Source organism: Novosphingobium sp., from assembly GCF_036820275.1.
Lineage (GTDB): Bacteria > Pseudomonadota > Alphaproteobacteria > Sphingomonadales > Sphingomonadaceae > Novosphingobium.
Genome location: NZ_DAISLT010000004.1, coordinates 225,074 through 243,812, shown reverse-complemented (window position 1 = coordinate 243,812; position 18,739 = coordinate 225,074). Strand labels below are relative to the sequence as shown.

General features: G+C 66.9%; 19 protein-coding genes and 1 tRNA gene. 4 read left to right on the top strand and 16 right to left on the bottom strand.

Translation table 11 applies throughout. The annotated features are described in order from the left end of the window. The first annotated feature begins 41 nt into the window (after positions 1–41). Together V7066_RS05345 and V7066_RS05340 are read left to right on the top strand one after the other, a co-directional pair. On the top strand, positions 42–254 hold the full coding sequence (locus V7066_RS05345; RefSeq protein ID WP_334182209.1) for a NepR family anti-sigma factor: 213 nt from the start codon (positions 42–44) through the stop codon (positions 252–254). After that, complete coding sequence (locus V7066_RS05340; RefSeq protein WP_334182208.1) at positions 247–831, top strand: sigma-70 family RNA polymerase sigma factor; 585 nt, start codon at positions 247–249, stop codon at positions 829–831. Before V7066_RS05345 ends, V7066_RS05340 begins: the two co-directional genes overlap by 8 nt. 77 nt (positions 832–908) lie before the next feature. On the opposite strand, the gene V7066_RS05335 is transcribed toward V7066_RS05340, so the two are convergent. The 4 genes from V7066_RS05335 to V7066_RS05320 all read right to left on the bottom strand — a co-directional run bounded on the left by V7066_RS05335 (position 909) and on the right by V7066_RS05320 (position 3,435). Beyond that, entirely contained in the window at positions 909–1,775 is an 867-nt protein-coding gene (locus V7066_RS05335; protein ID WP_334182207.1) for an NAD(P)-dependent oxidoreductase, read from the bottom strand. A gap of 111 nt (positions 1,776–1,886) precedes the next feature. After that, positions 1,887–2,489: a superoxide dismutase gene (locus V7066_RS05330; RefSeq protein WP_334182206.1), complete on the bottom strand. Its 603-nt coding sequence runs from the start codon at positions 2,487–2,489 to the stop codon at positions 1,887–1,889. Between the two features lie 292 nt (positions 2,490–2,781). Then, positions 2,782–3,069: a hypothetical protein gene (locus V7066_RS05325; RefSeq protein ID WP_334182205.1), complete on the bottom strand. Its 288-nt coding sequence runs from the start codon at positions 3,067–3,069 to the stop codon at positions 2,782–2,784. A gap of 96 nt (positions 3,070–3,165) precedes the next feature. After that, positions 3,166–3,435, bottom strand: coding sequence for a GlsB/YeaQ/YmgE family stress response membrane protein (locus tag V7066_RS05320; RefSeq protein WP_147218884.1), 270 nt, complete (start codon positions 3,433–3,435; stop codon positions 3,166–3,168). Between the two features lie 190 nt (positions 3,436–3,625). Between V7066_RS05320 and V7066_RS05315 the strand changes: the two genes are divergently transcribed. Next, entirely contained in the window at positions 3,626–4,372 is a 747-nt protein-coding gene (locus V7066_RS05315) for a TonB family protein (RefSeq protein WP_334182225.1), read from the top strand. Between the two features lie 59 nt (positions 4,373–4,431). Then, on the top strand, positions 4,432–5,748 hold the full coding sequence (fahA, locus tag V7066_RS05310) for a fumarylacetoacetase (RefSeq protein WP_334182204.1): 1,317 nt from the start codon (positions 4,432–4,434) through the stop codon (positions 5,746–5,748). Between the two features lie 212 nt (positions 5,749–5,960). On the opposite strand, the gene V7066_RS05305 is transcribed toward fahA, so the two are convergent. The 12 genes from V7066_RS05305 to ftsZ form a co-directional block, all read right to left on the bottom strand. Beyond that, positions 5,961–6,887, bottom strand: coding sequence for an NAD-dependent epimerase/dehydratase family protein (locus V7066_RS05305; RefSeq protein WP_334182203.1), 927 nt, complete (start codon positions 6,885–6,887; stop codon positions 5,961–5,963). After that, positions 6,884–8,014: a glutamate 5-kinase gene (gene proB / locus V7066_RS05300; RefSeq protein ID WP_334182202.1), complete on the bottom strand. Its 1,131-nt coding sequence runs from the start codon at positions 8,012–8,014 to the stop codon at positions 6,884–6,886. Before proB ends, V7066_RS05305 begins: the two co-directional genes overlap by 4 nt. A 98-nt stretch (positions 8,015–8,112) precedes the next feature. Next, positions 8,113–9,060, bottom strand: coding sequence for a DMT family transporter (locus V7066_RS05295; RefSeq protein WP_334182201.1), 948 nt, complete (start codon positions 9,058–9,060; stop codon positions 8,113–8,115). 39 nt (positions 9,061–9,099) lie between these two features. Beyond that, a complete protein-coding gene (locus V7066_RS05290) occupies positions 9,100–10,017 on the bottom strand; it encodes an alpha/beta hydrolase (protein ID WP_334182200.1) in 918 nt (305 codons plus the stop codon). A 101-nt stretch (positions 10,018–10,118) separates the two neighbouring features. Beyond that, positions 10,119–11,174 (bottom strand): GTPase ObgE, encoded by a 1,056-nt coding sequence (gene obgE, locus V7066_RS05285; protein WP_334182199.1) that lies wholly within the window; start codon positions 11,172–11,174, stop codon positions 10,119–10,121. Positions 11,175–11,386: 212 nt separating this feature from the next. Then, a tRNA-Ala gene (locus tag V7066_RS05280) sits at positions 11,387–11,462 on the bottom strand. 146 nt (positions 11,463–11,608) lie between these two features. Then, positions 11,609–12,349: a hypothetical protein gene (locus V7066_RS05275; RefSeq protein ID WP_334182198.1), complete on the bottom strand. Its 741-nt coding sequence runs from the start codon at positions 12,347–12,349 to the stop codon at positions 11,609–11,611. A 143-nt stretch (positions 12,350–12,492) separates the two neighbouring features. Further along, positions 12,493–13,233, bottom strand: coding sequence for a Bax inhibitor-1/YccA family protein (locus V7066_RS05270; protein ID WP_334182197.1), 741 nt, complete (start codon positions 13,231–13,233; stop codon positions 12,493–12,495). Between the two features lie 143 nt (positions 13,234–13,376). Then, positions 13,377–14,186, bottom strand: coding sequence for a pyrroline-5-carboxylate reductase family protein (locus V7066_RS05265; RefSeq protein WP_334182196.1), 810 nt, complete (start codon positions 14,184–14,186; stop codon positions 13,377–13,379). 96 nt (positions 14,187–14,282) lie between these two features. Next, positions 14,283–14,789, bottom strand: coding sequence for a YbjN domain-containing protein (locus V7066_RS05260; protein WP_334182195.1), 507 nt, complete (start codon positions 14,787–14,789; stop codon positions 14,283–14,285). A 164-nt stretch (positions 14,790–14,953) separates the two neighbouring features. Further along, positions 14,954–17,035, bottom strand: coding sequence for an SPOR domain-containing protein (locus V7066_RS05255; protein WP_334182194.1), 2,082 nt, complete (start codon positions 17,033–17,035; stop codon positions 14,954–14,956). A gap of 139 nt (positions 17,036–17,174) precedes the next feature. After that, positions 17,175–18,707: a cell division protein FtsZ gene (gene ftsZ, locus V7066_RS05250; RefSeq protein WP_334182193.1), complete on the bottom strand. Its 1,533-nt coding sequence runs from the start codon at positions 18,705–18,707 to the stop codon at positions 17,175–17,177. Positions 18,708–18,739: the final 32 nt, after the last annotated feature.

Here is an 18,739-nt window from a genome sequence, read left to right as displayed (position 1 = left end):
CCGGCCAGCAAGCAAGTGTCCAAGTTGCGATGGAGTCTAAGTTGAATCAATCCAAAGGACATGGCGCGGAACGCCTGAGCGCTCAGGGAGGGGGCGATTCGGCGAATCCAGGCCTGCCGCCCGAAGTGCGCAGGGACGGAGAACCGGGCTGGGCCGGAGGATTGAGGAAGCTCTACAACTCCGTGGTGGACGAACCGCTTCCGGACAGCTTCAGGGATCTTCTCAAGAAGCTGGACGGGGCGGACGATGCCTGACGCGAAAGCTTCCGGCACTGGCGCTGCCGAGCGCCCCGATCCCAGCATCCCCCGCCCCGAGGACGAATCGTTCCGCCGCGAACTGCTGACCGTGCTTCCCCACTTGCGCGCTTTCGCCCGCGGCCTGTCCGGCCGACCGGATTTCGCCGACGATCTCGTGCAGGAAGCCGCGATCAAGGCCTGGACCGCGCGCGACCGCTACACGGCGGGCACCAACATGCGCGCCTGGACTTTCGCGATCCTGCGCAACCACTACTTGTCCGAACTGCGCAAGAGCAAGCGCCAGACCGACCTCGACGAAGGCGCGGTGGAACGCATGCTAGTGATGGAGGCGGACCAGGAAGGCCCCCTGCACCTCGGCGACATGGAAACCGCCTTGCAGAAGCTCGCCCCCGAACGGCGCGAGGCCGTGCTGCTCGTCGGCGCCTCGGGCTTCAGCTACGAGGAAGCGGCGGATATCGCCGGTTGTCCGATCGGGACCATGAAAAGCCGCGTCGCCCGCGCTCGCGCCGACCTGGCGCGTATGCTCAACGGCGAGGCGGAACTGCTGGAAGTCGGCGAGCACCGCTCGCGCTGATGTCTTTTCCGGGGACGTCCGCGCGGACATCCCCGGAAAGACCGGAAGCTTAAGCCCCCGAAACCGATACCCCCGACTCAGCCTTTAGCCGTGTCGATAGTATATTCCGCCATCACGCCCCAGTCGCGGTCCGCGTGGCCCGCCGCGATCGCCTCGCCCATCCGCGCGTGGATGGCGTCGAGCATCGGCAGGCTGCCTTGCGTTCCCGGCGCCGTTTCGGCGGCCAGTTCGCGGGCGAGACGCAAGTCCTTGAGGCCGAGCACGGCCTTGAAGCCCGGCTCGTACTTGCGCTCGGCGATGATGCCCGAATAGTTCTGGTAGACGCGGCTGCCAAACAGGGTGCCCAGCATCAGCTCGAAGAACTTTTCGCGCGGCAGGCCCTTGCCTTCCGTCAGCACGACCGCCTCGGCCATGCCTTCGATGGCCATGGTGATCATCATGTTGCAGGCGATCTTGGCGGCATTGGCGACGGTGGCGTCCTCGCCCATGTCCCAGACCTTCCCGGCGATCGCGGCGAAGACCGGCTCCAGCCGTGCCGCATGCTCGGCCGGACCGCCCAGGATCACGTTGAGCTGGCCCGCTGCCGCCACGTCGGGACGACCGAGCACCGGGGTCGAGAGATAGCCGACGCCAGCCGCCGCGTGCCGCTCCACCAGTTCGCGCGCGAAGGCGACCGAGATCGTCGAGCAGACGAGATGGACCACGCCCTTGGGCGCCGCGTCCAGCACGCCGCTGTCGAGCAGGACCTCGCGGATCGCACCGTCTTCCGAGAGCATCGTCAGCACCGCGTCGCCGGCGAAGGCTTCGGCGGGGGTGGCGACCATCTCGACGCCTTCCACCGTGCCGCCCGAGCGGTTCCACGCGCGTACCCTGTGCCCTGCCGCCGCGAGGTTGCGCGCCATGGCGCTGCCCATCGCGCCGAGACCGATGAAGCCGATATCCATATTGAATGTCCTGAAAAAAAAGATGCCGGAAATGCTGCGGGCCGGATCGCGCTTTGCAGCGGCGACCCGGCCCGATTCAGCGTGTCATGTCAGCCTTGCGGCTGCCGGAAATCAGGCCGGGTAGGTCCAAGCCGTGCCGCGCTCGAAGTTCTCCGAGGCGAAGTCCCAGTTGATGAGGTTTTCGAGAACCGTCTTCACATAGACCGGACGCTTGTTCATCTGGTCGATGTAGTAGGCGTGCTCCCAGACGTCGATGGTGATGAGCGGGTTGACGTCGGTGGTGATCGGGGTGCCCGCGTCATGGGTCGAGATGACCTTGAGCTTGCCGCCGTCGACGACGAGCCATGCCCAGCCCGAAGCGAAGTGGTTGACGGCTTCGTTCGAGAGCGCTTCCAGCAGGGCGTCGAGCGAACCGAAGTCGGCTTCGATCGCGGCCAGCAGGGCAGCGCTCGGCGCGGTCTTGGCGGGGTTCAGCGAGTGCCAGTAGAAACCGTGGTTCCAGGTCTGCGCGGCGTTGTTGAACAGCGGGCCCGAGGCGAGCTTGGCGATTTCCTCGACCGACTTGTCGGCGTTGTCGGTGCCTTCGATGGCAGCGTTCAGCTTGTCGACGTAAGTCTTGTGGTGGGCGCCGTGGTGGATTTCCAGGGTCTTGGACGAGATGTGCGGTTCGAGCGCATCCTGCGCATAGGGCAGCGGCATCAGCGAAATGGTCATGGCTGTCTTCCTGTTTCAGGTTATCAAAGGCTTGGACTGCACGCCCCGCAGGCATGCGGAGAGCGCATCGAACGGATGCATCTTGTTTCCGGGGCTATGTCTGCCCTCTTGCCCGACAATTCAAGCATCTATCGGCGGGATTTTGATTGTAAATGCGATAGCGCAGCTTGCCGGTGCCATCCGCCCGCTCGGTGAGCCGCTTCGTTGCCCCGAAGCCTGCCCACAACGCAAGAAGGATGGCGGAGACCGCCATCCTTCCGGGTTTCGCTGCAAGGGGATTGCAGGCGAACGATCAATTCTGCTTCTTGATTTCGTCCGCCTTGTTTTCCAGTGCGTCCGACTTGGCCTTGCCTGCCGCTTCCACGGCATCGGCCTTTTGATCCACGGCTTCGGAAGCGGAACCGGTCATCGTGTCCGCCTGGTCGCGCAGGGCGTCTGCGGCCGCGTCGGACGACTGTTCCACGGCATCGGCCTGCTTCTCGGTCGCGTCGTCGGCCTTGTTGTTGCAGGCCGCAAGGCCCAGCGAACCGGCGGCGACGACTGCTATCATGGCAAGACGCGAAGTGTTCATGGCTTTCATGTCAGGCATCCTTATCCCTGTTAAAAAGGGCGCGTTTGGGTTTGGAGGACGCGCCAGCCTCCTTGGCGACCCCGAATGGTGCCGCGAACCGTCCTTTTACCGGATCGAGCCGCGACGGAACAGGTTGACGATCGCCAGCAGGACAACCGCACCCAGGAACGAGGCGAACAGCGACATGATGTCGAAGGCGCCGCTGGTGATGGGCGCGCCGCCGATCAGCGGGGTGATGAGCAGGCCCGCGATCAGCGCGCCGACCACGCCGACAACCACGTTCAGGAAAATACCCTGTTGCGCATCGGTGCGCATCACGATCGAAGCCAGCCAGCCGATGACACCGCCGACGAGGAGAATGAGAAGTAGAGTCATTGCCGTTTCTCCGCAAATTGTGTCGTTGGCAGAGTAACGACGTTACGAACCCAAGGTTCCGCAGTGGCCCTAACCATTTATCGCAGCTCGCCCCGACCTGCCCGCCTTTGAACCGGCCGGGAGCCTTCGTGGTCTCCACTTGTTTTTTCGGAAGGGACAGGATGCGGTACAGGAGAACGCAGGCTTGCAGGTGCCCCGACGAGACCGGCTGCTGTCCGCCCTCGCTTCGGCGGCGATCGTCGGCGCCGGCGTTATCGCGCTGGCAATCGGGCTGCGCGCGAACCTGCCGCTCCTTCCCGCCCGCGCGGTGCTGACCGCCGTCACGGCAGTGCCGGACAGGCCGCCGCCGCCTCCTCCCGAGCGGCCCCTTACGGAAAAATCCGCGCCTACCCCCAGGAACAATGCCGCGCCGGAAGGCCGCAAGGCCGAGGCCTCACCCATCGTCGCGCCGCCGCCGGTGGTGATCCTGCCGATCACTCCACCGATCCTCGCAGCACCGCGCCCCGGCGAAGGCGCGCAGTCCGCCCAAGGCGCGGGCGCGGCGGGGGCCGGCAGCGGCGCGGGCGGTGATGGCGAGGGGACCGGCGGCGGCGGCCGGAACGGCGACGGGGCCGGTCGCAACGCCGGTGTCGCCACATATCCGCGCCAGACCGCCGGACGCATCCGTTTTTCCGACCTTCCGGCGGACTTGCGCAAGTCCCGCAGCGGCGCGCAGATCACCGTGCGCTACCGCATCGGCGCGGACGGCCGGGTCAGCGGCTGCACCGTCGTCGCTTCCAGCGGCAGGCCGGACGTGGACAGCGAGACCTGCCGCGCCATCACCGAACGCTTCCGCTTCCGCCCCGCCCGCGATGCGCGCGGCAATCCGGTGCCCTTCGTCATGACCGAGACCCAAGGCTGGGACAATCCGGGTGACGGGGTCGAAGAGGAGCCGTGACGCCGTCATTTCAACCGGGTAGGGAAGCGCTCCAAGCATAAACGGAAGAGGAGAATCCCATGGCCCTGATCGACGAAACCCATGACGCCGCACTGCGCTCCTGGGTGGACAGCGCGAATGGCCACGGCGATTTCCCGATCCAGAACCTGCCGTTGGGCGTGTTCTCGCGCCCCGGCGAAACCGCGCGCGGCGGCGTCGCCATCGGGGATCACATTCTCGACCTCGCCGCGCTCGCCGGGTCCGGCCTGCTCGAAGGCGAGGCGCTGGAAGCCGCCCGCGCCGGTTCGGGCGATACGCTAAACCCGCTGCTCGCCCTCGGCGCGGCCCCGCGTCGCGCCCTGCGCCGCCGCCTTTCCGCACTGCTGGCCGAAGGCGCCGCCGAGCGCGCGCAAGTCGAGCCGTTGCTGGTGGCGATATCGGACGCCACGCTCCACCTGCCCGCAAGAATCGCGGACTACACCGACTTCTACGTCGGCATCCATCACGCCACCAACATCGGCACGCTGTTCCGCCCCGACAATCCGCTGCTGCCGAACTACAAGCACGTCCCCATCGGCTACCACGGCCGCGCCTCCACCGTGCGCCCGAGCGGCGCTCCGGTGATCCGCCCCAACGGCCAGACCAAGGCCCCCGACGCGGAAGGTCCCTCGTTCGGCCCGATCGGAAGGCTGGACTACGAACTGGAACTCGGCGTGTGGATGGCGCAGGGCAACGAACTCGGCCAGCCGATCCCCATCGGCGAGGCGCTCGATCACGTCGCCGGCGTGACCCTGCTCAACGACTGGTCCGCGCGCGACGTCCAGGCCTGGGAATACCAGCCGCTCGGGCCGTTCCTCGCGAAGAACTTCCTCACCACCGTCTCGCCCTGGATCGTGACGATGGAAGCGCTCGCGCCGTTCCGCATCGCGCAGGCCCCGCGCCCCGAAGGCGACCCCAAGCCCCTGCCCTACCTCTGGGACGAGGCCGACCAGCGCGAAGGCGCGCTCTCGCTCGATCTCGAAGTGAGCCTCAGCACCGAAAAGATGCGCGGCGAAGGCCTGCCCGTCCAGCGCCTCAGCAACGGCCCGGCCAGCAACATGTACTGGACCATCGCGCAGATGGTGACGCACCACGCCTCCAACGGCTGCGAGATGAACCCCGGAGACCTGCTCGGCACCGGCACGATCTCCGGCCCGGAGGACGGCTCGCAAGGCAGCCTGATGGAGATCACCCGATCCGGCCGGAAAAAGGTAACGCTGCCGACCGGCGAGACGCGCACGTTCCTTCAGGACGGCGACGAGCTGGCGCTTTCGGGCCGCTTCGTGGCGGAAGGCGCGGTTTCGATCGGGTTCGGGCCTTGCGCGGGCGTCGTGCAGGCGGCGGTTTCTTTTAAGTAGAAAGGGGCAAAGCAGGGGTTATCACCCCTGCACCCCGTTACTGTCGAGGTCACGCGGACCAACTGCGTCGCGCGCCCATGGCTGCGTCGGGAGACTTATTGGCTGCGCCGCAGGGAGCGCACCACGGATAGGCGGCGCGCGGCGCCGACATTCCGAGGGTCTGGGGGATCTCCTGAGCTTGTCGAAGGGCCCCAGAACTTCCTACTGGTTCTTCAAAGCCACTCGTTCGCCCGATACCACTCGGCAGTGGCCCGCAGCCCATCGCGCGTATCGATCCGCGGCTCCCAGATCGAAGCCGGCACCGCAGCCTCCGCACTGACGACCCAATCCGGGTGGCTCATGTAACCGGCGCGATCGGCCGTCATCTTGGCGCTGTCACCGCGCAGGAACTGGTCCACTTTCGCAGCCTTGCTCAGAGCGCCCGCCGACAGGGAGAGCACCCGCACGCGGCGCCCCACGGCGGCACCGATGGCGCGCGCCATCTCGACATTGTCCCAGCCGAGCGGCTTGCCGTCGTCCGGTTCGAAGAGTTTGCCGGTCACATCCTCGCCGCCCGGCACCAGCGCCACGAGCAGGCGGGCGAGGTCCTCGACGTGGATCATCGAGGACGAGCCGCCCCTGGGCACCGGCACCACGCCCCAGCGCGCTACGCGGAACAGTTCGAACATCTCCCTGTCGCGCGGGCCGTAGATCGCGGGCGGACGCACGATCGTCCAGTCGAGCGGGCTGGCGCGCAGGTACTTCTCGGCCTTGGCCTTGGAGGCGCCATAGGCGGAAAGCCCCGGCTCGCGGGCGGAGAGCGAGGAGACGAAGACGAGGCGGCGGATACCTTTGGCCACCGCCGTCTCGATCACGTTGAGCGTGCCGGTGACGTTGCCCGCCTCGTAACCCGCGGCGTCGGGGGCGCTGACCACGCCCGCCACATGCAGGATCGCCTCGGCCCCGCGCGTCAGTTCGGAGAGCGAGGCGGTGTCCCGCAGCTCGCCACGAACCCAGGTGACGTTCTCGCGCGGCTCCTGCTCGCGGCGGGTGAGCGCGCGGACGTTGTATCCGGCGGCGACGGCTTCATCGAGCAGCGACTGGCCGACGAAGCCAGTGGCTCCGGTCAGCGCGATGGTGGGGCGATCGAATTCCATCATTTCAGAACAAGCTGGTCGCGATGCACCACGGATGAACGGGGCGAATAACCGAGCACTTCGGCCTGCTCGCTGGAGTGCAGCCCCCGGATCGCATCGCATTCCCCGGCGTGATATTCGGACAGCCCATGGGCGACGACGCGCGCCTCGGCATCGACGATGGCGACGGGATCGCCGCGCTCGAAGTGGCCTTCCACCCCGGTAACGCCCTTGGCGAGCAGGCTCGATCCCCGCACCAGCGCCGCGGCGGCACCGGCATCGACATGGATGCTGCCCTTGAGCCGCAGCCGTCCGCCGAGCCAGGCCTTGCGCGCGCCGGCCTTTCGGCGGGGGAGGAACAGCGTGCCGATACCCTGCGCGATGATGCGTTCCACCGGACGCTCGTGCTGGCCATTGCCGATGACGAGGCAGATGCCCGCCAGTTCGGCGATCTCGGCCGCCTGCAATTTCGAAACCATGCCGCCCGAACCCATGCCCGAGTTCGATTCGGTGCTGGCCATGGCGTGGACCTCGCTCGTCACGCCCTCGACCACCGGGATCATCTTCGCACCCGGCTCCTTCGGGTGACGGTCGTAGAGGCCGTCGATGTCGGAGAGCAGCAGCACGGCGCTCGCCTGCGCGGCCTGGGCGACGCGGGCGGCGAGACGGTCGTTGTCGCCGAAGCGGATTTCCTGCGTCGCGACCGAATCGTTCTCGTTGATGACCGGCACCGCGCCCGCATCGAGCAGGCGCGTGAGCGTGGCAGTGACGTTGAGGTAGCGGCGGCGATCTTCAAGGTCGTCCAGCGTCAGCAGCATCTGCGCGGCGGTCAGGCCATGGCTGCCGAGCAGTTCGGCCCAGAGGCCGGACAGCGCGATCTGGCCGACAGCGGCGGAAGCCTGCGCATCGGCGAGCGAGCCGCGTCCGCCCTTCTCCAGCCCCAAAGTGGCCGCGCCCAGCGCGATGGCGCCCGAGGAAACGACGATCACGTCCTGTCCGCGCGCGCGCGCTTCGGCGATCTCGGCGACCAATGCGGTCAGCCAGGCACGCCGGGCGCCTTCCTTGCCGACGAGCAGCGCCGAGCCGACCTTGATGACGAGGCGGGGTGCGAGAGCTCTGTCGGAGAGATCGGAAAGGCGCGATATGGGCATCGACGCAGGCCTGTAAGACAGTTGCCGATTCGTGGAAAGCACTTGCGCAAGAAAGCGTTTCCTCCCCGTCCCGCGCAGGGAACGGGAGGACGTCCCGCTTATCCCGTCGAAGCGACCCGCTTCGCCTGCCGGGCACGAAACATCTCGTGCCCGCTGACCAGCAGGATACCGGCAATGACCATGAGCGCGCCGCCGATGAAGGCCGGTTCAAGCCGCTCGTTCAGCAAGACGACGCCGAAGACGACGCCGAACAGCGGCGTCATGAACGAGAGCACGCCGAGCCGCGAGGCCAGATAGACCCGCAACATCCCGAACCAGACCAGCAGGCTGATCAGCGATACGAAGACGATCTGGAACGTCATGCTCAATGCCAGCAGCGGCGTGACCGTCACCCCGGTCTGCCCGGTGGCAAGCGCAAGCAGGCCGAGCAGCACGAAGGCGCCGAGCAACTGGTAGAGCGTCGTCACCGTGCTGGGCGCCTGCGAAAGCCGGGAGAAGCGCAAGGTCAGCGTCGTCGCGCCCCAGGCCGCCCCGGCGCCGATGCCCATGAGGTCGCCGATCCAGGCCGCGCTGCGCGCAGGCCCGCTGCCCGCGCCGCCAAGAAAAGAGACCGCCACCCCGCCAAACGCAGTGACGATGCCCAGCCATTGCAGCGGACTCAGGCGCTCTTCGGGCACGCCGAAATGGAGGCCCAGCGCGGTGAAGATCGGGGCCGTATAAAGGAAAATCCCCATGTGCGAGGCATTGGTGAAGCGCAGCCCCTCGCCCATGAACAGGTATTCGAGCGCGAAGAGCGCGCCGATCGCCGCGCCCGGCTTCCAGGTGCCGCCGCGCAGGGCATGGCTCTCGCCCCGCGCAAAGACCAAGGCGGCAATGAACAGCGCCGCAATCCCGGAACGCAGGCTGATCTGCAGGACCGGCGCCATGTCCGAGGCGACGGCCTTCAGCGCGGTCTGTTGCATGCCCCAGATCGCGCAGAGACCGATCATCAGAAGCGCGGCCTTGCCGTCGACCGGCTTGCGCAGAGGGATTGAGTTCCTGTCCATCTCCCGCCCCATAGCGACGGCAGCGACCGCGTGGCAGTGCTATTTTCGCGGCGGCGGGGAAGCCCCCTCGATCATGAACCACGGCGTGCCATCGCCTTCATAGGGCGGTGCCGGGTAAAGCCAACGCAGCGCGTCTTCCGCCGCGTGGTGATAGACGGTGGCGTGGGAGGCGCTCTTGCTGAAATCGTCGTAACGCACCGCGATCCGTTCGGGCGACTGCGCGGCAAGGAAGGTGCGGAGACGGTCGATCCCGTCCTGCATCGTTCCGCCTTCATCCCCCACCGCAAGATAGAGCCGTGCCTTGGTCATGTCCTTCAGGTGCGCCGTCCGATCGAGATAGGCGAGCGGGCGGCGATCGTCCCACCAGAGGCTGGGGCTGATCGCCACATAGTCCCCGAACAGGGTGGGATCGTTGAGGAGAGTGTCGACGACGAAAAGCCCCGCCAGCGATTCGCCCATAATCGCGCGCCGCTCTCCGGTACGGAAGCGCGCCTCCACGAAAGGCACGACTTCCTGCCGCAGGAAGCGGCGGAACTTGTCGGCGCCGCCGCTTTCGGGGAAGGCGGAAAGGTAGCGCGGATCGGTGGGTCGCGCAGTCAGTTCGGCGCGGCGGTTCTTCGTCTGCACGCCGACCACGATCATCGGGCCGTATGTCCAGCTGAGCGAGGCGAGATTGCCGAGACCGGCGATATGGACGAAGTCCTGGTCCAGCCCGCCGTCCAGCAGGTAGACGACCGGATAACGATCCTTAGACTTCTCGTAGCCGGTCGGCAGCCAGACGTTCAGCTCGCGCTCGTCGTCCAGAACGGCCGAATGAAGCTGGTAGCTGGTGCCGAGCGCGATGGGCCGGCTGGAAACCTCCCGCAGCGGCGCGTCCTGCGCGAAAGCAGCGGCCGGGGACAGGAGCAGCGCGCCAGCAAATAGTCCGGGGCCGAGAAGCGTCTTCAGGAGCGTCATCGCCATGGTCTAGCGAGGACCACTGGCCCTGCCAACATGGCTTTGAAACGCAACCGAATAAAGGCGAGCGACGGCTCCGCCGCCCGCGCGTACTTATCAGCTCAGATCGGCGACCAGGGCTTGTCGTCGGCTTCCTCGCGCTCGCCTTCCGGACGTTCGGTCACGGTGGCGGCGGGAAGATAGTCGATCACCGCATCGAGCAGCTTCGACATGCCCTTGCCGGTCGCGCCCGAGATCGGGAACACTTCGTCGGCACCGGCCTTGAGCAGTTCCTTCGCGTAGTCCGCCGCCAGGGCGTCGTCCACGAGATCGATCTTGTTGAGCGCGACGAGGCGCGGCTTGTCCTCAAGCCCTTCGCCGTAGGCTTCCAGCTCTTCCTCGACGATCTGCATCGCCTCCACCGGGTCGGTGCTGGAAATGTCGATGAGGTGGACGAGCACGCGGCAGCGCTCGATATGGCCGAGGAAGCGGTCGCCGATGCCCGCACCATCCGCGGCGCCGGCGATCAGGCCGGGAATGTCGGCCAGCACGAACTCGCGGTTCTTGTGGGTGACGACGCCCAGCTGCGGGCGCAGCGTGGTGAAGGCATAGTCACCGACTTTGGCCTTGGTGTTCGACAGCTTGTTGATGAAGGTCGACTTGCCCGCATTGGGCATGCCGACGAGGCCGACGTCGGCCAGCAGTTTGAGGCGCAACCAGACCCACAGCTCCTGCGGCGAGATGCCCGGCTGGTGCTGGCGCGGCGCGCGGTTGGTGCTGGTCTTGTAGCTGGCGTTGCCGCGACCGCCCATGCCGCCTTCGAGCAGCACGACCTGCTGGCCTGCCTCGGTGAGGTCGGCCAGGACGGTCTCGCGGTCCTCGTCGTCGATGATCTGGGTGCCGACCGGAACCTTGATGACAAGATCCTTGCCCGCTGCACCGTTACGGTTCTTGCCCATGCCGTGGCCGCCGCGCGGGGCCTTGAAGTGCTGGGTGTAGCGGAAGTCGATCAGCGTGTTGAGTCCGGCCACGGCCTCGAAGATCACGTCGCCGCCCTTGCCGCCGTTGCCGCCGTCGGGGCCGCCGTATTCGACGTACTTCTCGCGCCGGAAGGAAACCGCACCCGGACCGCCGCCGCCCGAACGGATGTAGATCTTGGCCTGGTCGAGAAAATGCATGAGTCTTGTTTCCGGCAATCCTGAGAGCTGATGTGGTCTGGCGGAGCTTCCGCCGGGGCGGCACCGGCTCTCTTCCAGTGCCTTGCGAGGCGGGCGCTTCCCGGTGCCTCTCGGCACGGAAAAGCCCGCTTCGCAGATAAACAAAAAACCCGGCCGTGTCTCGGGCCGGGTGATGCCCGGCGCGAGACCGGACACGCATCAATCCTGAATACTGGTGGAGCCGAGGGGGATCGAACCCCTGACCTCGTCATTGCGAACGACGCGCTCTCCCATCTGAGCTACGGCCCCGTTCCAGTATATTCGCAAGGCGCAAGCGCTCTGCGAGGCGCTCCCTTAGCGAACTGCTCTTCGGCATGAAAGAGCAAAAATGAAGGTGTCTGAAGATTCGCGGGGGCGCGCGGGAATGCCGATGAGGGCATTCCCGCGCGCCCTCCTTAACGCGAAGAAGCCTGCTGATTGACGGCCGGGCCGACCGCCACCGGCGTCGTCGGCGCGGGCGCGCCGGCCGTGGCGCCGGCACCGTAGCGGGATTCCCAGGCCGCGAGATCGGCGCGGTACTGGTCGTAGCTGTTGAAGAACTCCTTGAACGGAGCCTCCGCCTTGGCAAGGCCGGTCACGGCGAAACCGTCGAGCTGGCCCGCAGGCACCGCCTGGAGATCGACCGACAGGCCCATCGCCGCGTTGCAAAGCGCGGGAACCACCGGCGGCAGCGCGAAGAAGTTGTAGACCTGCGTCTGGTAGGATTCACGCTCGCGCACCGACTTGGCGCCGTAGCGGGTCTTGAATTCCTTATCCAAGGCCTTGTTCGCCGCAGTCAGCGATTTCAGGTGCTTCTTCAGGAAGTCCTTGTAGCCGGCCAGGATCGGCTCGTACTGCGGCCCGACGCAGTTCAGCGCCGCGACATTGTAGGCGGAGCGCAGGTTCCAGACCGTCTGGGCCGAAGAAACGCCGGTGTTCACGGTGCGACGCGAACCGTCGACCGCCAGCGCGGGAACGATCATGTTGGGCGAAGCGCCGAGCGGCGGCATCGGCCGCGGCGGGATCACCACCACGGGCGGCGGCGGCGGCGGCGCCACGGCGACTTCCTTGGGGCCGCAACCCGAAAGCAGGGCGACGAGCGAGCCCGTCATCAGCGAGAGACCGCGCAGCAGGCCTCTATTCTTCAGGTTTACCACCCCGGGAACTCCAGTGCTCAGGCCGGTTCTCAGCCCAGTTCTTGACAATGGCCGGGATTCTATCTTGTCCGGACGCCAATGAAAATGCCCGGTGCGACGAATCGCACCGGGCATTTCTGGTTTCCCGATCAAAAAACCGTGGATTAACGGCGATCGCCCAGGAAGCTCAGCAGGAACTGGAACATGTTGATGAAGTCCAGGTAGAGGCTGAGCGCACCCATCACCACGGCCTTGCCGAGGAACTCGGTGCCGCGAAGCTGGAAGTACTGGTTCTTGAGCATCTGGGTGTCGTAGGCGGTCAGACCTGCGAAGATCAGCACGCCGAGCACCGAGATCGCCAGCTGAAGGACCGTCGAGCCCACGAAGATGTTGACGACCATGGCCACCAGAATGCCGACCAGGCCCATGATGAGGAAGGTGCCGAAGCCCGACAGGTCCTTCTTCGTGGTGTAGCCGTAGAGGCTCAGGCCCGCGAAGGCCGCAGCGGTCGCGAAGAACGTCGTCGCGATCGAGGTCGCGGTGAAGACGAGGAAGATCGCGGAGAGCGACAGGCCCATGACCACGCAGAAGCCCCAGTAGAGCATCTGGACGGTCGAGGTCTTCATGCGGTTCAGGCCGAAGTTCATCGCCAGCACGAAGCCCAGCGGGGCCAGCATGATGACCCAGCGCAGCGGGGTGCTGAGCACTTGCGCCGCCATGCCGGAATTCGCGAAGAGCACAGCAACAATGCCCGACAGCAGCACGCCCGAGGCCATGTAGTTGTAGATGGACAGCATGTAGCTGCGCAGACCCGCGTCATACGTGGCCCGGCCGGCTTCGCGTCCGTCAAGGCTCGGAGACGCACCGAAGCCCGTGCGGGGCTGGGGGTCGTTCCAATTCGCCATTTCAAACTCCTTTGGCGGGCACCTGCGAAATGCGGTGCCCGGACACGACGAATATCGCCCTGCAAGCCCCCGATTTCAAGAAAAACCGGAAGCTCGTCTTTGTGTCAAAATGTAAAAATGCCGAAAATCGCGGCGCCGCGCTATCAGACCTTGCGCGCTTCGGCCGCCATTTCGGCATTCCGGTCGCGCGAAGCGGCCATCGTCGCGGCGATCAGTCGGGCGAGCGCCTCGTCGGCATCGAGCACGTTCATGCCCGCGCGGGTCGAGCCGCCGGGGCTGGCGACTTTGTCCGCCAGTTCGCCCGGCGAGTACGGCGAGGCCGACGCCAATTGCGCCGCGCCTTCCACCATGGCCACGGCCAGACGCTGCGATTGCCCCTCTTCCAGTCCCAGCGCGACCCCGCCCGCCGCCAGCGCATCGATGAAGCGGTAGACGAAAGCCGGGCCGCAACCGGCCAGCGCGGTCACGGAATCGAACAGGTCCTCGCGCGCCAGCCACTCGGGCGTGCCGAGATGCGCCATCATCGCCGTGACCGCCGCGCGGCCGGTCTCATCGAGACCCCGCGAATCCAGCGCGATCGGCGACTTGCCGATGGCGGCGGCGAGATTGGGCATGATCCGCACGATCGCCCCCGCATCGGGGAAGCGGGCGGCGAGGCTGTCGAATTCGACGCCTGCAAGGATCGAGAACAGCGCCGCGCCCGGGCCGACGAGCGGGGCGATGGCAGGCGCCGCCTCGTCCAGTCCCTGCGGCTTGATGCCAAGCATGACGGCATCGAAGCGCCCTTCCCGCGGCAGTTCGCGCAGCAGGGTGACGCCTTCGGGCACGCCCTCGCGGCGGGGATCGACGACGGTGAATGCCGAAGGCGCCATGCCGCCCTTCAGCCAGCCTTCGAGCATGGCGCCTGCCATGTTGCCGCAGCCGACCAGAAGGATGTTTCCAAAGCGGTTCATGTCATTCCCCTTGCGCGAATTCGTATTCGCCCACGCGCATAGGGGAGCGCTCGAAAGCTGCCAAGGCCCAATGAACCGGGCCCCGAAAGGAGCTCGTCAGGCTTCGCCGGCAGCGTCGATCATGGCGGCGGCCAGCGCCTCGGTGGGCGTCTTGTCGCCCCAGAGGATGAACTGGAACACCGGGTAGAAGCGATCGCATTCCTCGATCGCGGCCTCGACCACGGTCTGCGCCTGGCCGGGGCCGAGCAGCCCCTCTTCTCCGAGCATCAGCCCGTGGCGATAGAGCACCACGCCGCTGCTCGACCAGGTATCGAAATGGCCGACCCAGATCTGCTCGTTGATGAGCGCCAGCGCCTCGAACATCGCCTGCCGCTTGCTGTCGGCGATGCGAATGTCGGGCAGGCAGAGCAATTGCAGGACGCGGTCCTCCCGCCGCCAGATCGCCTGGATCTGGTAGGTCGCCCAGGCGCCCTTCACTTCGGCGGAGATTTCGTCCTCGCCCGCATATTCGAAGGCCCAGTCGCGCGCTTCGAACAGCGACGCCAGCATCTCGATCGGAGCGGATTCCTCCTCCCGGCCAATGTCGTCCTGTACCGTTCTCATGATTTCCGACATTTGCCCTCCGCGACGCGACGGGGCATGGATGCTTTGCCAAGGGGGGCAAGCACAATCCGCGACCTGCGATCGCCTGCGCAAAACTCCACTAGCCTGTTAACAGGATGTGGATAAGGCCAGACGGGCCGCAATCGGGCCAGGCCGACCTTGCCTCACTTCGCGGAAAGCGCGTCCACGACCTGCCCGGCGGGGCTGGTCCACGGCAGAGCATCGGAAAAGCCCTGCTTGCGGGCATCGGCCATGAAGCTGCTCGCCGCCTTCTGCGTCGCGAACGGACCGATCAGGATGCGGTTGGTCCGCCCCATCTCGCTGACGTAAGGCTCATGCCCCTTGAGCAGCGCCGGGGCCTGCTTGGTGTAGCGACGCCAGTCGAAGGCGATCGCGGCCTTGTCCCGCCCGACGCCGATCTGCACCCAGATGCGGCTGGGATGCGACGGGGGAGCGGGCTTCTTCGCCTTGGCGGCCTCGGCCTTGGCCTTGGCGATTTCCGCCTTGGTCTTGGGGCCAGCCTTACCGACGGGCTTGTCCTCGTCATCGGCTGCGGCCTTGCCCTTGAGGGCCGGCTTCGCCTTGGGATCGGCCTTGGCGGGAGACTTCTCGGCGACCTTGGGCGCTTCCGGTTCCGGTTTAGGCAGCACGATCTTCGGCGGCGCCGGGCGAGCAGGCTCGATCTGGCGAATATCGACCGCGCCGGAGGCAGGCATGCTCTGCATGGTCGGCTTGCCGATATCGGCGAAGATTTGTGCCAGCGAGAGTTGCTGCGCACCCGGCTCGGGCGGCGTTTCGGCGGGAGTGGCCTGAACCGGCGTCGGCACGGTTGCCGGAGATGCGGCTGCTGCCGGATTGCCTGAAGCGGGAACGGAGCGCGCCAGATCGAAGCCCGGTGCCGTACCTGCGGTCTGCGCCAAGGGCGCAGCGGAACTTTGCACCGGTTGCGGAGTCGCAGCCTGCGCCGGTGCTGCACCGACCGCCCTGGGGTCGAAGCCCGGCGGCAGCGACGAAGCGGCGACTTGCGTGGTAGCCGCAGGTTTCGCAGCGACGGATGACGAAACGGGGGGCGACGAAGCAGGCCCCGAAGAAACCGATGACGTGGCGGGCGCGGCGCTCGCAAGCGCGGGCAGTTCGCCGGTCACCCCGTCCCGTTCGATCGTCGGCTTGGGCTCGGGCGGAGCGACGCGCGCAGGTTCCGGCGACTTGCCTGCACTCGGCGTGGAGCGCGTCGTCCGCGTGCCGCCAAGGCGATAGGGATCGGCCGCTGCCACCGCGACGCCGCCGGTCTTCGGCCCGACCTTGCCGCCGGTCCCGGTCCGGGTCGTGCGGGAGGGGCGTTCGGGCGCCTTGCCGCTGCCCAGCGCTTCGCCGCGCGGGACGAGATTCGCATCCGCGCTGGCGACCTGCACCGGCTTGTAGGCGGCGATGCGGGTGTCGTCATGGCCGATCTCGGAGGCGCGCGGGAACTTGCCGAGATTCGCCGCTGCCGCCTGCTGCGCGCGGGTGAGGCGCGGCATGTAGCGCAAATAGGGCGCGATGTTCTGGGCGAGTGCCGGCGGCAGGATCGTGTTGGACACGTCGACCGCCTGTTTGGTGTCGCCCGCGATCGCCAGCGAGAAGGCGCGGGTGCGCCAGCCCGGCTTGTCCTGCTTGCGCAGCAGCGGCATGATCGTGGTTTCGGAAGCCTGGGCATCCCCGGCAATCGCCTGGCTGATGGCCAGACGCATCCTCACGTCCTCGTCGCTCGCACCGCCGAGCGCCATCGCGTAGTAGCGCTGCGCCGTGACGTTATCGCCGACAAGGTCGTAGGCGAGGCCGCGATCGGCGGCCAGACTTGTGGGGCTGGCCCCTGCCCGTTCGGCTTCGGCGAAGAGCGGCAGCGCCGCCACCGGATCGCCGCTCTGCGCCAGCGAGGCGGCGAGACCGGCCTTCACTCGGGCATTTCCGGCGGAAATCTCGTCGGCGCGGCGATAGAAGCCGATCGCGGCGTCGAAATCGCCGAGCCTGCGGGCCGCATCACCGGCATCGATGAGAGCGGAAACGTCACGCGGATCGCGGCCGAGACGGGCGAGCGCCGCATTCAGCTTCGTCTGGTCCGCACTGGGCAACGCCTGAACCACGGGCGCGGCCGAGGCCGGTGTCGCGACGAAAGCGACCGCGAAACCTGCGGCAGGAACGGCGAGCGCAACATGGGCCGCCGCCGAAGCCAGCCACTTGCTCGAAACCCTCTGACGTAGCCGCACGAACCGAAAAACCTCTTCAAACAGACAAAGGCCCGAATGGATCGGGCCTTTGCTGGAAATCGACCGGTCGCGCCTATGGCGCGCCGATCCTGAACCTTGCGAAAACGGGCGAAGATGCGCGCACCTCCGCCCGTCTCACTTACTGATTGTTCTGCCGCCCGAGAAAGCGCGGGATGCTGATCGAACCGCCGTCGTCGTCGTCACCGGCCGGCTCCGCCGGAGCGGGCTTGGGGCGCGAGAGGCTGGTCATGCGCTCGAACAGCGTGGAGCCGCCGCCGACCGGACGGGCCGGAGCGGGGGCAGGCTGGCTGGGCGCAGGCGCGCGCACCGGCGCTTCCGGCTCGGCGTGCTGGCTGCCGTTCAGGAGCAGTTCGTCCTGCGGACGGGCTGCAGGCTGCTGGGGCGCACCGAGATCGAGCGGCTGGCTGCTGCGCAGGCCCGCATACGTGACGGGGGCTTCCGGCTCGACTTCTTCGCTGGCGCCGAGTTCGAGTTCGAACGGCTGCTCGGCCGCCTCGGACGCGGGGGTCGAGAGTTCGAACGGCTCGGAGACCGAAGCGGCGGGCGCTTGCGGGATCGCCACGGCCGGAGCCGGGGTGACGAGCGGTGCAGGCGCGCTGGGCACCGGGCGCGAAACCATCGGACGGACCGGACCGCGCGAGGCGCTGAGGTTCAGCGGACGCGCCGCGATCTCGGCCATTTCGGTGGTCTGTTCGATGCCGGTGGCGACCACCGAGACGCGGATCTTGCCCTGGAGATCCGGGTTGAACGCCGAACCCCAGATGATGTTCGCATCGGGATCGACCAGTTCGCGGATGTGGTTCGCGGCTTCGTCGACTTCGAGCAGCTTCATGTCGTCGCCGCCGATGATCGAGATGATGACGCCCTTGGCACCCTGCATCGACACGCCGTCGAGCAGCGGGTTGGCGATGGCGCGTTCGGCCGCTTCCAGTGCGCGGTTCGGGCCTTCGCCCTCGCCCGTGCCCATCATCGCCTTGCCCATCTCGCCCATGACCGAGCGGACGTCTGCGAAGTCGAGGTTGATGAGGCCCGGCATGATCATCAGGTCGGTGATCGAGCGCACGCCCTGCTGGAGCACTTCGTCGGCCAGCGAGAAGGCTTCCTTGAAGGTCGTGTCCGCCTTGGCGACCAGGAACAGGTTCTGGTTCGGGATGACGATCAGCGTATCGACGTGCTTCTGCAGCTCCTCGATACCCGCGTCGGCCGAGCGCATGCGGCGCGTGCCTTCGAACATGAACGGCTTGGAAACCACGCCAACCGTCAGCACGCCCTTGGCGCGCGCGGCCTGTGCGATGATCGGCGCGGCGCCGGTGCCGGTGCCGCCGCCCATGCCGGCGGCGATGAACACCATGTGGACGCCTTCGAGCAGACGCTCGATGTCCTCGATGGTTTCCTCGGCGGCGGCGCGGCCCACTTCCGGACGCGCACCGGCGCCAAGGCCCTGCGTGATTTCCGGACCGAGCTGGATGCGCGTTTCCGCGATCGAATTGTTGAGCGCCTGGGCGTCGGTATTGGCGACGACGAAGTCCACGCCCTCTATCTGGGCCTGGATCATGTTGGCGATGGCGTTGCCGCCCGCACCGCCTACGCCGATGACGACAATCCGCGGACGAAGCTCTTCGATCGCCGGCGGTCCGATGTTGATGCTCATTTCGTTCTCCTGGCAGGCACGTGCGCGAAGAA

Excerpts from the sequence above, each read along its gene's own strand:
- ftsZ (WP_334182193.1), bottom strand. The coding sequence starts at position 18,707 with ATGAGCATCAACATCGGACCGCCGGCGATCGAAGAGCTTCGTCCGCGG.
- V7066_RS05290 (WP_334182200.1), bottom strand. The coding sequence starts at position 10,017 with ATGACGCTCCTGAAGACGCTTCTCGGCCCCGGACTATTTGCTGGCGCG.
- V7066_RS05340 (WP_334182208.1), top strand. The coding sequence starts at position 247 with ATGCCTGACGCGAAAGCTTCCGGCACTGGCGCTGCCGAGCGCCCCGAT.
- obgE (WP_334182199.1), bottom strand. The coding sequence starts at position 11,174 with ATGCATTTTCTCGACCAGGCCAAGATCTACATCCGTTCGGGCGGCGGC.
- V7066_RS05295 (WP_334182201.1), bottom strand. The coding sequence starts at position 9,060 with ATGGACAGGAACTCAATCCCTCTGCGCAAGCCGGTCGACGGCAAGGCC.
- V7066_RS05265 (WP_334182196.1), bottom strand. The coding sequence starts at position 14,186 with ATGAACCGCTTTGGAAACATCCTTCTGGTCGGCTGCGGCAACATGGCA.
- V7066_RS05330 (WP_334182206.1), bottom strand. The coding sequence starts at position 2,489 with ATGACCATTTCGCTGATGCCGCTGCCCTATGCGCAGGATGCGCTCGAA.
- V7066_RS05320 (WP_147218884.1), bottom strand. The coding sequence starts at position 3,435 with ATGACTCTACTTCTCATTCTCCTCGTCGGCGGTGTCATCGGCTGGCTG.
- V7066_RS05305 (WP_334182203.1), bottom strand. The coding sequence starts at position 6,887 with ATGATGGAATTCGATCGCCCCACCATCGCGCTGACCGGAGCCACTGGC.
- V7066_RS05335 (WP_334182207.1), bottom strand. The coding sequence starts at position 1,775 with ATGGATATCGGCTTCATCGGTCTCGGCGCGATGGGCAGCGCCATGGCG.
- V7066_RS05270 (WP_334182197.1), bottom strand. The coding sequence starts at position 13,233 with ATGGCGAATTGGAACGACCCCCAGCCCCGCACGGGCTTCGGTGCGTCT.
- fahA (WP_334182204.1), top strand. The coding sequence starts at position 4,432 with ATGGCCCTGATCGACGAAACCCATGACGCCGCACTGCGCTCCTGGGTG.
- proB (WP_334182202.1), bottom strand. The coding sequence starts at position 8,014 with ATGCCCATATCGCGCCTTTCCGATCTCTCCGACAGAGCTCTCGCACCC.
- V7066_RS05260 (WP_334182195.1), bottom strand. The coding sequence starts at position 14,789 with ATGAGAACGGTACAGGACGACATTGGCCGGGAGGAGGAATCCGCTCCG.
- V7066_RS05325 (WP_334182205.1), bottom strand. The coding sequence starts at position 3,069 with ATGAAAGCCATGAACACTTCGCGTCTTGCCATGATAGCAGTCGTCGCC.